Annotated in this window: 14 protein-coding genes; all 14 read left to right on the top strand. The window is 69.9% G+C overall.

The features are described 5' to 3' along the window. Positions 1–14: 14 nt before the first annotated feature. The 14 genes from ACFYT4_RS32630 (at position 15) to ACFYT4_RS32565 (ending at position 12,858) form a co-directional block, all read left to right on the top strand. The gene (locus ACFYT4_RS32630; protein ID WP_389277338.1) at positions 15–743 is read left to right on the top strand and encodes an SDR family NAD(P)-dependent oxidoreductase; all 729 of its coding nucleotides are present in this window, start codon (positions 15–17) and stop codon (positions 741–743) included. 53 nt (positions 744–796) lie between these two features. Continuing rightward, positions 797–1,285: a 2,4'-dihydroxyacetophenone dioxygenase family protein gene (locus ACFYT4_RS32625; protein ID WP_389277336.1), complete on the top strand. Its 489-nt coding sequence runs from the start codon at positions 797–799 to the stop codon at positions 1,283–1,285. Positions 1,286–1,381: 96 nt separating this feature from the next. Next, positions 1,382–2,353, top strand: coding sequence for a LysR family transcriptional regulator (locus ACFYT4_RS32620; RefSeq protein ID WP_389277333.1), 972 nt, complete (start codon positions 1,382–1,384; stop codon positions 2,351–2,353). Between the two features lie 167 nt (positions 2,354–2,520). After that, positions 2,521–3,174 (top strand): RraA family protein, encoded by a 654-nt coding sequence (locus tag ACFYT4_RS32615; RefSeq protein WP_389277330.1) that lies wholly within the window; start codon positions 2,521–2,523, stop codon positions 3,172–3,174. A gap of 2 nt (positions 3,175–3,176) precedes the next feature. Next, positions 3,177–4,145, top strand: coding sequence for a sugar kinase (locus ACFYT4_RS32610; RefSeq protein ID WP_389277327.1), 969 nt, complete (start codon positions 3,177–3,179; stop codon positions 4,143–4,145). Positions 4,146–4,187: 42 nt separating this feature from the next. Next, entirely contained in the window at positions 4,188–5,282 is a 1,095-nt protein-coding gene (locus ACFYT4_RS32605; protein WP_389277324.1) for an ABC transporter substrate-binding protein, read from the top strand. After that, positions 5,279–6,121: an ABC transporter permease gene (locus ACFYT4_RS32600; RefSeq protein ID WP_389277321.1), complete on the top strand. Its 843-nt coding sequence runs from the start codon at positions 5,279–5,281 to the stop codon at positions 6,119–6,121. Before ACFYT4_RS32605 ends, ACFYT4_RS32600 begins: the two co-directional genes overlap by 4 nt. Before the next feature lie 89 nt (positions 6,122–6,210). Then, entirely contained in the window at positions 6,211–7,002 is a 792-nt protein-coding gene (locus ACFYT4_RS32595) for an ABC transporter permease (protein WP_389277318.1), read from the top strand. Then, positions 6,999–7,796, top strand: coding sequence for an ABC transporter ATP-binding protein (locus tag ACFYT4_RS32590; protein ID WP_389277315.1), 798 nt, complete (start codon positions 6,999–7,001; stop codon positions 7,794–7,796). The genes ACFYT4_RS32595 and ACFYT4_RS32590 overlap by 4 nt, the downstream gene beginning before the upstream one ends. Beyond that, positions 7,768–8,130, top strand: a complete 363-nt coding sequence (locus ACFYT4_RS32585) for a hypothetical protein (protein ID WP_389277313.1) — start codon at positions 7,768–7,770, stop codon at positions 8,128–8,130. The genes ACFYT4_RS32590 and ACFYT4_RS32585 overlap by 29 nt, the downstream gene beginning before the upstream one ends. Positions 8,131–8,248: 118 nt before the next feature. Further along, positions 8,249–9,193 (top strand): LysR family transcriptional regulator, encoded by a 945-nt coding sequence (locus ACFYT4_RS32580; RefSeq protein ID WP_389277310.1) that lies wholly within the window; start codon positions 8,249–8,251, stop codon positions 9,191–9,193. A 204-nt stretch (positions 9,194–9,397) separates the two neighbouring features. Beyond that, positions 9,398–10,975, top strand: a complete 1,578-nt coding sequence (locus tag ACFYT4_RS32575) for an aminotransferase class V-fold PLP-dependent enzyme (protein WP_389277307.1) — start codon at positions 9,398–9,400, stop codon at positions 10,973–10,975. 61 nt (positions 10,976–11,036) lie between these two features. Then, a complete protein-coding gene (locus ACFYT4_RS32570; RefSeq protein WP_389277304.1) occupies positions 11,037–11,525 on the top strand; it encodes a RidA family protein in 489 nt (162 codons plus the stop codon). Between the two features lie 13 nt (positions 11,526–11,538). Beyond that, positions 11,539–12,858 carry an amidohydrolase/deacetylase family metallohydrolase gene (locus tag ACFYT4_RS32565; RefSeq protein ID WP_389277301.1) on the top strand — a complete coding sequence of 440 codons (1,320 nt, stop codon included), beginning with the start codon at positions 11,539–11,541 and terminating at the stop codon, positions 12,856–12,858. Positions 12,859–12,986: the final 128 nt, after the last annotated feature.

The raw sequence follows: 12,986 nt of genomic DNA, 5'->3' as shown, positions 1-12,986 counted from the left end.
CGGAGGAGACGGCTGTGCACGATGACCGCGTGGCGGAACCCAGCGGACGAACCGTGGTGGTGACCGGCGGGACCAGCGGGATCGGTGCCGCGATCGCGGGGCGGTTCGCGGCCGACGGTGACGACGTCGTCGTCGCGGGGCTCGACGCAGAACGCGCCGCGGGCACCCTGCCGGAGCAGGTGCGCGCCGTGCCTCTCGACGTCCGGCGGGACGGTGAACTCCACGACTTCCTCACCGGGTTCGACGAGTTGCACGTGCTGATCAACGCCGTCGGCGTCATCGCCCGCGGGCGGGAGTTCGAGCCCGAGGTCTTCGCCGACGTCGTCGGGGTCAACCTCACCGGCACCATGCGCTCCTGCGTCGCCGCGCGGCAGGCGCTGGCCGGTTCCGGCGGCTGCATCGTCAACATCGCGTCCATGCTGAGCTTCTTCGGCGGCGGGCGGGTGCCCGCGTACAGCGCCAGCAAGGGCGGCGTCATGCAGCTCACCAAGTCGCTTGCGGTCGCCTGGGCGGATCAGGGAATCCGGGTGAACGCCGTCGCACCCGGGTGGATCCGCACCGGACTGACCAGCGATCTGCACGAGAGTGCCGAATCCAGCAAGCGCATCCTCGACCGCACACCGATGGCCCGATGGGGCACGCCCGCGGATATCGCCGGGGCAGTCTCCTTTCTGGCGGGCCCCGACGCGGCTTTCATCACCGGCGCCGTGCTGGCAGTCGACGGCGGATATCTGGCCACGTGAACAGATAGGCAGCTCCAAGCTCCACCGCGAATTGCAGGAAAGGACCGATGATCATGGCCATAATCCCGGCCTCCGCCGCCGTGCCGCCGGAGATCGCCATAGCCGCACTGCCCGAAGACGACCGGGTCTGGGTGCCGCAGGCGCCGAACGTGTGGTTCCGGCCGCTGATGTTCAACACGGTGACCGGGCAGTGGTGCAACCTGCTGAAGGTGACCGCCGCCGGCATCGTCTCCCGGCACCGGCATCCAGGCGTCGTCTTCGGCTATGTACTCAAGGGCACATGGCAGTACCACGAGCACGACTGGGTCGCGGAGGCAGGGCACTTCGTGTACGAGCCGCCCGGGGAGATCCACACCCTTGAGGTGCCGCAGGACTGCCCCGAGATGATCACATTCTTCAACATCACCGGTGCCATGGCGTACGTGGACGCGAACAGCGAGCAGATCGGCTACGAAGACACTTTCACGAAGATCGAGATGTGCCGCGCCCACTACGAGAAGAACGGGCTCGGCGCCGACTACGCCGACCAGTTCATCAGGTAGCGCACGTCAGGGGCCAGTGGAAGCGCTTGCATACCGCTATACCTCCCGGTCGGCCGAGGGTATCGTCTGGACGATCTCGATGATCGGAGGACGCCCATGGACCTCAACAGCGTGCACCACTACCGCATCGACTGGATCACGAGCTTCGTGGCGGTGGCCCACCACGGCAGCTTCTCCGCCGCCGCCAAGTCCCTCTACCGCTCCCAGCCACGGGTCAGCAGCCATGTGGCCGCTCTGGAGCGGCTGGTGGGCCGACGGCTCGTGGACCGCTCGGTGCAGCCCTCGATCCTCACTCCCGAGGGCCGCGGACTCCTCCCTCACGCCGAAGAGATCATCCGACGCCTGGACATGCTGGCCGGGACCGCCGAGGGAACGGTGTGCGGCACGGTACGGCTCGGCTGCTACCCGAGCGTCGCGGCGTATCTGTACCCGCGGGTGGTCCGGGCACTGCGGTCGTCCCATCCGCAGATCCGTCTGGTGCTGCACGAGGGCCCCAGCCTGGAGTTGGGCGCGCAGCTCGCGGACGGGGGCATCGACATGGCCGTGCGCCCGCTGCACCCGCTGGTCAACTCCCACCGGGTGACCAGCCAGGTGCTGTGGCGTGAGCCGCTGGTCGCCGTGCTCCGCGCGGATCATCCGCTCGCCGCGGCGGACGGGGTGACGCTGGCGCAGGCCGCCCGGCTGCCGGTGATCAGCATCGGGGAGAGCGACGACGGCCACAGCCGTCAGTACGAGACCAACCTCGCGTTCGCGAACATGGACCTGCACCCGGTCGTCTCCGAACGCACCAACCAGCCGCAGACCTTGATCTGCCTGGTCCGGCACGGCCTCGGCATCGGCATCACCAACGCCCTGGCCATGACCACCGCGGACACCGACGGCGTCTCGCTCGTCCCGCTCGTCGACGCGGGCTGCCAGCGCGTCGTCGCCGCCTGGTGGCGGCTGAACGAGGGCCCCTCACCCGCCGTGGAGGCGGTACGGGACTGCCTGAGCCGGCTCGACCCGCCAAAGTGGCCGTGGCCGGCGGCGAGCGGCGCCGCGGCGGAGCCGCTGCCGACCGCCGGTTAGCCGGCACTTGCCCGCATCCGCTTCTCGAATACCCGCATTCGAGCCCGATACCTCACCGCTCCGGCATTCCGCTCCTACGGTAATCCTGTCCGACGTCACAGGGTCGGCCGAGTAGTTCCAGAAATGCGTTCTGGAATGTGCTGCCAGCAGAACGGAGCCCATACGACATGACCCCGAAGATTCCCGCCGAGACCGTGAAGGCATTCCACAGCATCGCCACCGCCTCGGTGGCCGACGCGGTGGAGCAGATGGGACGACGCGGCTACCTGTCCGGCAGCATCCGGCAGATGCTCGCCGGCAAGCTCGTCGGCCCCGCGGTCACGGTGCTTGAGGTGCCCTCCCCCGACCCGGTTCCGCCCGGCCACGCGCTGCGGGCCATCGACGAGTCGGATCCCGGCAGCGTCGTCTGCATCACCGCCGGAGGCGCCGACGTCGCGCTCTGGGGCGGCCTGATGTCCGCCGGTGCCGTCGCCAACGGGATCGCCGGCGCGGTCCTGGACGGATGCGTGCGCGATGTCGAGGAGATCCGCCGCGACTACCCGGAGTTCCCGGTCTACGCCCGCGGGAGCGTGCCCGCGACCACCGTGGGCCGCTATCGCACGGTGTCACTCAACGAGGCCGTGGAACTGGGCGGCGTGCCCGTCCGCCCCGGCGACCTCATCGTCGCCGACACCGACGGAGTGGTGTGCGTACCGGCTGAGTTCATCGACGCGGTGCTCGAAGCCGCCCAGCAGATCGAGAAGCGGGAGCGGGAACAGACCGCGCTGATACTCGAATCGGGGTCGCTGGCGGCCGGCCTCGAAAAGTACAACCGGATCTAGCCGTGGAGATCCTCGCGGTCGGCGAGCCGCTCCTTGAGTTCCACACCACAACCGCCACGTCGCCACGGATCCAGGAGGCGGACGCCTTCGGCGTCGGATACGGCGGCGACACCTCCAACTTCGCGATCGCCTCGCAACGTTCCGGCGCCCGCACCGGGTACGTCACCAGGATCGGCGACGACGACTTCGGCGCTGCGTTCCTGCGACTGTGGGAGCGGGAGGGAGTCGGTACGGATCACGTGGTCCGGGAGGCCGGCGGGCGGACCGGCATCTACTTCATCTCCCGCTCGGAGTCGGAGAGCAGGTTCACGTACTACCGCGCCCACTCACCCGCCAGCCGCCTCACTCCCGCGGACATCCCGGCCGACTCCGTCCGACGGGCCCGTCTGGTCCACCTCACCGGCATCACCCAGGCGATCAGCACCACCGCCTGCGACGCGACCTTCCACACCATGGAGCTGGCCCGTGAGAGCGGGACGCTGATCAGCTACGACCCGAACCTGCGGCCCGCCCTTTGGCCGGCCGAACGCGCCCGCGCCGTGGTCATGCGCAGCGTCGAGTTGTGCGACATCGCGCTGCCCAACCTTGAGGAGGGCCGCTTGCTCACCGGTGCCGACAGCCCCGAGGCCGTGCTCGACGCCTTCGTGCGCCGCGGCCCGTCGATCGTGGTGCTGAAGATGGGCGCAGAGGGAGCCCTGCTGGCCCACGAGGGCGCGGTGACGCACATCGCGCCGCACCCGGTGGACGCGGTGGACGCCACCGGGGCCGGCGACACCTTCGACGGCGTGTTCGCGGCCCGGCTGCTGGACGGCGCGTCCGCGCAGGAGGCCGCCCGCCATGCGGCGGTCGCGGCGGCGCTCACCACGACAGGACACGGCGCGGTCACCCCGATCCCCCACCGCGACGTCGTGGAAGCGGCGCTCGCCGGCGGGCAACCGCCCGTCAGGCAGTCCGAACCTATCGGGAGATGAGTCATGTTGCGCGCGAAACGTCACATCGCGGTGGCGGCTTGCTTGGGCATTCTACTGCTCGCCGGGTGTTCCGGCGGGTCCACCGTCGACGACGAAATATCCGGCGGCGACGGCCCGGCCCCCACCAAGGTCAAGGCCGGATACGTGTCCGCGATCGACCAGATCAGCCTGCCGGCCGGGCTTGAGGCGGGCTACTTCGACGAGCAGAACCTGAACGTGAAGCTCAGCGACCCGTTCCCGACAGGCGTGGACGCGCTCAACGCGCTGCAGGCCGGCGAGGTCGACTTCGTACAGGTCGGCACGCCCGCCATCGCCGCGGCCCAGGAGGGCATCGACCTCGTCCTGGTGGGCAACTACACGGGCTCCGCCAGCCAGCAGAGCATCGACGAGACCATGGCCGTAGTGGCGGCCCCCGAGTCCGGAGTGGACGGCGACGACCTGAAGACCCTGCGCGGCAAGCGCATCGGCGTCTCCGAAGGCTCCATCAACCACCTGTACCTGCTCGGGCTGCTGGAGCAGGCCGGTCTCAAGGCGGGCGACGTCAAGGTCGTGAACACGGGGCCGCCGGACATGGCGGTGGCGCTCAAGTCCGGCGGTATCGACGTCGCCATCGTCTGGGACCCGTTCCCGATCCAGATCACCCAGCAGGTGGACGGTGCCAAGGAGGTGCTGCGCGGCGGCGGCCACATCCCGTTCGTGGGCTACATCGTGACCACCCGCGCGTACGCCGCGAAGCACCCCGACGTCGTCGAGCGCTTCCTCACCGCGCGGGCGACGACGGACCAGTGGATGCGCGAGAACCCGGAGAAGGCCGCCCAGTCGGCGACCCGCTGGCTGCCGGGTACGAAGATGGACGTCGCCCGGCAGTCGATGAAGCACAACGTCAAGCAACTCGACCCGCGCTTCTCCGCCTGCAACTACCTCGCGCTCGACACCCTCGCCCGGCTGCTGGCCGAGCACGGTAACGCGAAGTCCGGCTTCGACGTCAACAAGTACTTCCAGCCCGGCGCCATGCTCGAGGTGATGGGCAAGAACAAGAAGCTCTTCAAGGACCTGCCGGCGGTGCCGGACTCCGCCCTGATCGGCAAGGACTACACCTTCGACCGCAAGAGCGCCACGAAGGCGTGCCCCTCGTGACGGCGCCACCCATGAAGGCGGTCCCGCGGCGCCCGCCCCGGCGCGGCGCGCGCGACACCGCCGCCGGGCGGGTGTCCTCCGCCCTGTGGTTCTGCGGGCCGCTCGCGGCGATGGTGGCGGTGTGGGCGGTCGTGGTGGCGGTCTCGGACGTGCCGATGCGGACCTTCCCGCAGGTCACCGATGTGGCCGGGGCGCTGGGCGACATGTGGTCCAGCGGGGACCTGCTCCGTCATCTGGGCGCCAGCCTGCGGCGTATGGGGATCGGGATGGCGCTGGCGCTGGTGACCGGGCTGCCGTTCGGCATCGCGCTGGGCGCCAGTTCCGCCCTGTCCGCGTTCTTCTCGCCGCTCCTGCGGTTCTCGGTGTCGCTCGCCGGGATCGCGTGGATACCGATCGCCACGCTCTGGTTCGGGTACGGCGACCGCGCCGTGATCTTCATCGTGTGGAACTCGATGTTCTTCGCGCTGACGTACAACGCGATGCTCGGCGTCCGGCAGATCCCCACGCAACTGCTCCGCGCCGCGCGCAGCATGGGCACCGGCAGGCTGCGGATGTTCTGGGAGATCCTGCTCCCGGGTGCCCTGCCCAGCATCGTGACCGGCCTGCGGGTCGGCCTGGGGTACGGCTGGCGCGGCCTGGTGGCCGCCGAGATCATCGCGGGCAGCGCGGGCCTCGGATACGCCCTGTTCCAGGCGCAGAAGTACTTCCATACGGACGTGATCATCGCTTCCATGGTGATCATCGGCGTGCTGTGGCTGCTGATGGACCGGCTCCTGCTGGCGCCGCTGGAGCGGCGCACCGTCGAGCGCTGGGGAACGACGGGAGCGCGGGACTCATGACATCGACAGTCTTCCGAACGGAAGAGAAGCGCGGCTCCCACGGGGGCGGAGGCGCCGGCCCGGGGCCCCGTCCCGGACTGGCGCGGCGAGTGTGGCTCAGGTGCACCCGCAGCGGTACCTTCCGCACGCTCGGCCCCTTCGTGCCGGTGGTCGCCCTCTGGTGGCTGCTCGCCGCGCTGGAGGTGTTCCCGGAGTCCTTCTTCGTCGGTCCGCCCGCCGTGGTCGACAAGCTCGGCGAGATGCTGGAGAAGGGCATCCTGCCCGGCTATCTCTCCGACTCGCTCACGCGGCTGTCGTACGGCGTCGGCGTCGGCCTGCTCATCGGGCTGCCGCTGGGCTTCGCCGTGGCGATGTTCACCCGGCTGCGCCGCTTCTGCTGGCCCATTCTGCTGTTCTTCCAGGCCATCGCGGACATCGCTTGGCTGCCGATCGTCATCGTGTGGTTCGGCTTCGGTCTGACCTCGGTGACGTTCGTCCTCACCTACACGATCGTCTTCCCGCTGATGCTCAGTATCGTCGCCGGTGTCGAGCAGGTGCCGCGCGAACTCGTCCGGGCGGCGCGCAGCCTGGGCGCCGGGCGATGGCGGGTGTTCCTGGAGGTGATCGTGCCCGGGGCGCTGCCCTCCGTCGCCGGCGGCATCCGCACCGGGCTCGGCTACGGCTGGCGGGCCCTGGTGGCCGCCGAGATCATCGTCGGCACCAGTGGCGTCGGCTTCATGATGTTCGACGCCCGCCGGACGGGCGACATCAGTCAGGTGTTTCTGGGCATGGCGGTGCTCGGCGTGCTCTGGTACGCGCTGGACGCCCTGATTCTGGCCCCGTTCGAGCGGGCGACCGTCGAACGCTGGGGGATGGTACGCACGATGGAGGACGACGGATGACCGCACTTCGGATCGACAGCCTGCACAAGGCGTATACCGACTCCTACAGCGGTGAGGAGGTCACAGCCATCGACGATGTCTCCTTCGAGGTGGAGCAGGGGGAGTTCGTCTCCGTTCTGGGGCCCAGCGGCTGCGGCAAGACCACCGTCCTCAACATCGTGGCGGGGTTCGTACGGAAGACCGGCGGCACGGTCGTCGTCGACGGCCGCCCGGTCGACGGGCCCGGCCCCGACCGGGGCGTCGTCTTCCAGAGCCATGCGCTGTTCCCGTGGAAGACGGTGCTGGGCAACGTGGTCTTCGGGCTGCGCATGCGCGGCGTGCCGCGCGCCGAGCGCAACGCCAGGGGGCAGGAGTTCCTGAAGCTCGTCGGGCTCGACGGCTTCGGCCACCGGTACCCGCACGAGCTGTCCGGCGGCATGCAGCAGCGCCTCGGCGTGGCCCGGGTACTCGCCAACGAGCCCGCTGTCATGCTCATGGACGAACCGTTCGCCAGCATCGACGCGCAGACCCGCCGCAAGCTGCAGGAGAACCTGACGGAGATCTTCCAGGAGCGGCGGCCGACGGTCTTCTTCGTCACCCACGACGTGGACGAGGCGGTGTTCCTCTCCGACCGGATCGTGGTCCTGTCGCGCCGGCCCAGCCGGGTGCGGGAGATCGTCGACGTGCGAATACCCCGGCCGCGAACCTGGCAGGAGACCGCGGAGCTGCCGGAGTTCCGCCGTACCGCGAACAAGGTCAACGAGTTCCTGGCGGGAGATGAGGACGATGCCGGTCCAGTCGTCGCTTCCGCGTAGGGCCGCGAAGAGCCCGACGCTCCGCAAGATCGCGGTGGTGATCCTGCTCGTGGCCGCGTACCAGATCTGGCTGTCCGTGCAGGCCCAGGGGAAGGCAGGGGCCGGTGTCGGCGAAGTACGGGACGCCCGCGGCCGGTTCTCCGTCGACGTCGAGCTCGGCTTCACCCCGGAGCGCTACCACATCCTGCAACTGCAGAAGCACGGCCGTATCGCGGGCACCGACGGGCACGTGGTGCAGCTGCGCAGCGTGGCGCCGGCGGGAGTCGACGCGCTGGCCCGCTGGTACTGGGTCAAGAGCATCGAGACGCCCGAGGGAGGTGTGTCCCGGAGGTGAGGCGCAGCCGTCGGGCGCGGGCTCGCGCGGCCGGCCGGCTATTCGGAATGCGGATCGGCCCCCTTCCGAAACGTGAGCCGGGATTGTCCGCCGCTGAGCCCGCCGGTAGACGATAGGCATGCTCCGTACCGATTTGCGCCTCGAATGGCTCGTATCGTTCCTCAGCGTCGTGGACACAGGAAGCTTCAGCGCCGCGGCCGAGGTCGTCCACCGCTCCCAGCCGCGGGTGAGCATGCACGTCGCCGCCCTGGAACGGGATGCGGGTGTGCCGCTCTTCGACCGCGACCGCCGGCCCGTGACGCTCACCGACGCGGGCACGGTGTTCGCCGACCACGCACGCAGCATCCTGCGGCAGCTCGCCGGCGCGGAAGCGGCCATGGCCGGCTACCGGGGCGCGGTCCGGGGGCTGGTGACTCTGGGCAGCTATCCGAGCGCCAGTGTGGCGTTCCTGCCTCAGCTGCTGGAACGGATGGCGCGAACCCGCCCGGCCATCAAGGTGGTTCTGGTCGAGCGTTCCACGCTGGAGCTCGACGAGGCGCTGGCCGCAGGTGAGGTCGACCTCTGCCTGCGTCCGATGTCGCCGCCGGCCGGCCCGTCGGTCGAGCACCTTCCGCTGTGGTGGGAGGGGCTGATCGTCGTGCACCGCCCCGACCACCCGCTCGCCGAGCTGCCCGAGCCGCTGCCGGTGGCGAAGGTGGCCGAGCACCCGATCATCACCATCGGCCGGCTCGGCTCACCGACAGCGATGGGCTTCGAGACCTACCGCGCCTTCCGCGAGCGCGGCCTCGAACCGAACGCGGTGCAAGCGACGAACCAGCCGCAGACCCTCATCTCGCTGGTACGCAGCGGGCTCGGCATCGGCGTCACCAATCTCCTCGCGGTCGCCACGGCCGACACGGACGGCGTGGTGGCCCGCAATCTCGACGTCCCCTGCGGCCGCCGGGTCGCCGTGCACTGGAGCACGACGAGCCCGCTGACCCCGCCCGCGCGCACGCTGCTGCGCGAGATCGAGGCGTCCGACGTCCCGACGGGGACCCGCCGCCTGGCCCTGGGCAGGCCCTGAAGGGGGTTGTGCCTCCCCCGTTGGCCGCAGCCGGCAGCGTGACGGTACCGCCGAGAGGCTGACGGGCTGCCATCCGAGTTCCGAATAGTCACATACGGCGGACGCGCTTAACGCCCGTCCTCACCCTTCATAGCGTGATGCGCACAACGATCCACGAGGCGAATGGGAGCAGGGATGCGGACTGACGCAGTTTCTCGTCGCACGATGCTCGGGCGTGGTGCTGCCGCAGGCGGCGCCCTCGCGCTGGGGCCGCTGCTGGCAGGCGAGGCCGTGGCAGCGGGCAACAGCGGCCCCGGCAGCGGCGAGAGAGAGAAGCACGGCAGAAGAGGAAAGACGAGCGGATACAAGGAGATCGGCGTCCGCCCGCTGATCAACGGACGCGGCACCTACACCGTCCTCAGCGGCTCGCTGATGCTGCCTGAGGTGCGGGACGCCATCGACAGGGCGGCACGCGCCTACGTACAGCTGGACGAACTCGCCGACGCCGTCGGCAGACGGCTGGGCGAACTGACGAAGTCCGAGTTCGGGATGGTCAGTTCCGGCTGCTCGGCCGCGCTGGGACACGCCGCCGCGGCCTGCGTGGCGGGCGGCAACCCCGATTTCCACATCCAGATACCCGACCTGACCGGCTTCGGCAAGACCGAGGCGATCATCCCGAAACACTCGCGCAACGTGTACGAGGCGGCCATCAGCCTGGTCGGTCTGAAGGTCGTCGAGGTGGAGACACGTGAGGAGCTCAAGGCGGCGCTCGGGTCGCAGACCGCGCTCGTCTACATCTTCGCCATGCCCCGCGTCGAGGAGAGCGAGCTCGACACGAGGACGATCGTCGACCTCGCCCACGCCGCCGGCGTACCCGTGCTGGTCGACGCCGCCGCGGAGATCCTCACCGTCCCGAACGTGCACCTCCAGCTCGGCGCCGACCTGGTGGCGTACAGCGGTGGCAAGGCCCTGCGCGGCCCGCAGTCGGCCGGGATACTCCTCGGCCGTGAGGACCTCGTACGGGCCGCCTGGGTACACAGCGCGCCGCACCACGGGTTCGCCCGCGGGTTCAAGGTCGGCAAGGAGGACGCGATGGCGATGCTCGCGGCGGTCGAGATGTGGTCGCAGCGCGACCACCAGGCCGAGTACGCGAGGTGGACCTCGTGGCTGAAGTCCATCGCCCGCCGGGTCTCCACAGTGGACGGCGTCACCACGAAGATCGTGCAGCCGGAGGGCCTCTCCAACCGTACGCCGACGCTGACCGTCCTGTGGAACGGCGAGAAGCTCGGTGTCTCGGGACGGACGATCGTGGACACGCTCTACGAGGGCGAGCCGCGTATCGCCATCAACGCCGCGAGCGGCGAAGACCCGGCGCAGACCGGCGTCTCCGTCACTCCCTACATGCTGGAGCAGGGCGACGCGAGGACCATCGCCGACGCGGTCGTCCAGCTCCTCAACGACCCGCCCCCGCCGCCGGAGAAGCCGAAGCCGCCCACTGTGGACGTCGGCGGCACCTGGGCGGTCAAGATCTCGTACGCGGCGAGCACCTCGACCGCGCACAGGCTCGAACTCAGTCAGAAGGGCGCCGCGCTCACCGGCAGCCACGGCGGCGAGTTCGTCACCCGCAAGGCGTCCGGCAGCGTCAGCGGCACCGAGGTGACCGTGCGCAGCCACTACGGCGAGGAGCACGGGGACTCCCTCAACTACACCTTCACCGGGACTGTCGACGGCGACCGGATGAGCGGCCAGCTCGACATGGGCGAATACCTGAAGGCGACCTGGTCCGCCGTCCGGAAGTCCTGACCAGCGGCACCTTCCTGTCATGCACTGACCAAATCCTCACACAACCAGCACTGGAGGAATCGTGTCCTCGAACCGACGGGACTTCATCCGCAAGGCTCCCGCAGTAGCGGCCGTCGCCACCGTACCGCTGGTGGCCGGCGCCGGTTCCGCCGCCGCCGACAGCGGGCGCGGCCGCCCGCACCGGCCGAGGAAGGAAGTCCACTACCCCGACGGCTCGCAGCCGCCGGAGAACCCGCTGTTCAGCCCGATCGTGACGTACGGAGACATGGTCTACATCTCCGGGATCGGCGCCCACTTCGCAGGTGACATCCGCCAGCACACCGACCACGTCCTGAACGAGATCGAGCGCTACCTGGAGTCCGTGGGCTCCTCGATGGAGAAGGTCCTCAAGGTCAACGTCTACCTCAACACGCTGGACGACTACGACGGCATGAACGAGGTCTTCCGCGGCCGCTGGGGCCGCAAGCCCGGCGTACGCACCACCATCGCCGCTGCCGCCGGCATCCCCGGCGACTCGCTCGTCGAGATCGACTGCATCGCCGTCAGGTGAGATGGGAGTCCTGATGCCCCCGAGAAGCAAAGTCCGCCGGCTCATCCTGCCCGCGGCCCTCACCCTGGTACTCGGCGCCGCGACCGGCGCCGCCCTCCCCGCCGGCGCATCGACCGCGGCGAAGGCCGGCTCCGCGGAGGCGTACGACCTCGTCATCCGGCGCGGTCACGTCGTCGACCCGAAGAACGGCCTCAACGGCGTGCGCGACATCGCCGTCAAGGACGGGAAGATCGCCAAGGTGGCGAAGCGCATCGACGCCTCGGCGGCGGTCAAGACCGTCAACGCGGCCGGTGAGTACGTCACTCCGGGCCTGATCGACATGCACGCCCACCTCTTCCCGGGGCCGGAGGACGCGTACGCGAACGGCAAGAACGGTGTGGCACCCGACGGCTTCACCTTCCGCTCCGGCGTCACCACCGTGGTGGACGCCGGATCTTCCGGGGCGAGCAACTTCGAACTCTTCAAGAAGAGCATCATCGACCGCTCCCAGACCCGCGTGCTCGCCTTCGTCAACATCGTCGGCAAGGGCATGGCAGGCGGCGAGGCGGAGCAGGACCTCGATGACATGAAGCCGGGCCCGGCCGCCGCGAAGGCCCGGGAGCACCCGGACACGATCATCGGCATCAAGACGGCGCACTACGAAGGGAAGGACTGGACGCCGGTCGAGAACTCCGTACAGGCGGGCGAGGACGCCGACGTCCCGGTCATGGTCGACTTCGGCGCCAACCATCCCGAGCGCCCGCTGAAGACCCTGCTCACCGAGAAGCTGCGCCCCGGCGACATCTACGCGCACGCCTACTCCGGGCTGCGTGGCGAACTCGGCGAGGACGGCAGGCTCAACCCGGCGATGCAGCAGGGACGCGACCGCGGCGTGCTCTTCGAAGTCGGCCACGGCGGCGGCAGCTTCGGCTGGGACGTCGCGGTCCCGGCGATGAAGGAGGGCTTCACTCCCGACGCCATCTCCACCGACCTGCACATCTCCAGCATGAACGCGGGCATGAAGGACATGTCCAACGTGATGTCGAAGTTCCTCACGCTCGGCATGCCGCTGAAGGACGTCGTCTCCGCCTCGACCTGGCAGGCGGCGCAGCTGATCCAGCGGCCCGACCTGGGCAACCTCTCGGTGGGCGCCCCCGCCGATCTCGCGGTGTTCTCCCTGGAGAAGGGCAGGTTCGGTTACGTGGACAGCTTCGGCTTCCGGCTGGACGGCAGCCGGAAGCTGGCCACCGAGCTCACCGTCCGTGCCGGCAAGGTGGTCTGGGACCGCAACGGCATGGCGGCGCCCAAGTGGACGCCCGGCGCGAGCCGGCCTGACGAGACGAAGGAGCACTGAGCGGCCCCGGTCCGCACCAGCCCGTCGCCGGGGCCCCCCGGGGCGCCGGGGCCCGCGCCGGGGGGGGGCCCCGCCCCCCCCCCCGCCCCCCCCCCCCGGGGGGCCGCGCCCCGCCGGGAGTGTGGTTT

Source organism: Streptomyces sp. NPDC004609 (assembly GCF_042873655.1).
Classification (GTDB): domain Bacteria; phylum Actinomycetota; class Actinomycetes; order Streptomycetales; family Streptomycetaceae; genus Streptomyces.
Note: the sequence above shows the minus strand (reverse complement) of the source record. Positions and strands in the feature narration are given on the sequence as shown.

Bases quoted from the DNA above. Each gene is read 5' to 3' on its own strand.
- ACFYT4_RS32585 (WP_389277313.1), top strand. From the start codon at position 7,768: ATGCCGGTCCAGTCGTCGCTTCCGCGTAGGGCCGCGAAGAGCCCGACG.
- ACFYT4_RS32590 (WP_389277315.1), top strand. From the start codon at position 6,999: ATGACCGCACTTCGGATCGACAGCCTGCACAAGGCGTATACCGACTCC.
- ACFYT4_RS32580 (WP_389277310.1), top strand. From the start codon at position 8,249: ATGCTCCGTACCGATTTGCGCCTCGAATGGCTCGTATCGTTCCTCAGC.
- ACFYT4_RS32615 (WP_389277330.1), top strand. From the start codon at position 2,521: ATGACCCCGAAGATTCCCGCCGAGACCGTGAAGGCATTCCACAGCATC.
- ACFYT4_RS32625 (WP_389277336.1), top strand. From the start codon at position 797: ATGGCCATAATCCCGGCCTCCGCCGCCGTGCCGCCGGAGATCGCCATA.
- ACFYT4_RS32565 (WP_389277301.1), top strand. From the start codon at position 11,539: ATGCCCCCGAGAAGCAAAGTCCGCCGGCTCATCCTGCCCGCGGCCCTC.
- ACFYT4_RS32620 (WP_389277333.1), top strand. From the start codon at position 1,382: ATGGACCTCAACAGCGTGCACCACTACCGCATCGACTGGATCACGAGC.
- ACFYT4_RS32575 (WP_389277307.1), top strand. From the start codon at position 9,398: ATGCTCGGGCGTGGTGCTGCCGCAGGCGGCGCCCTCGCGCTGGGGCCG.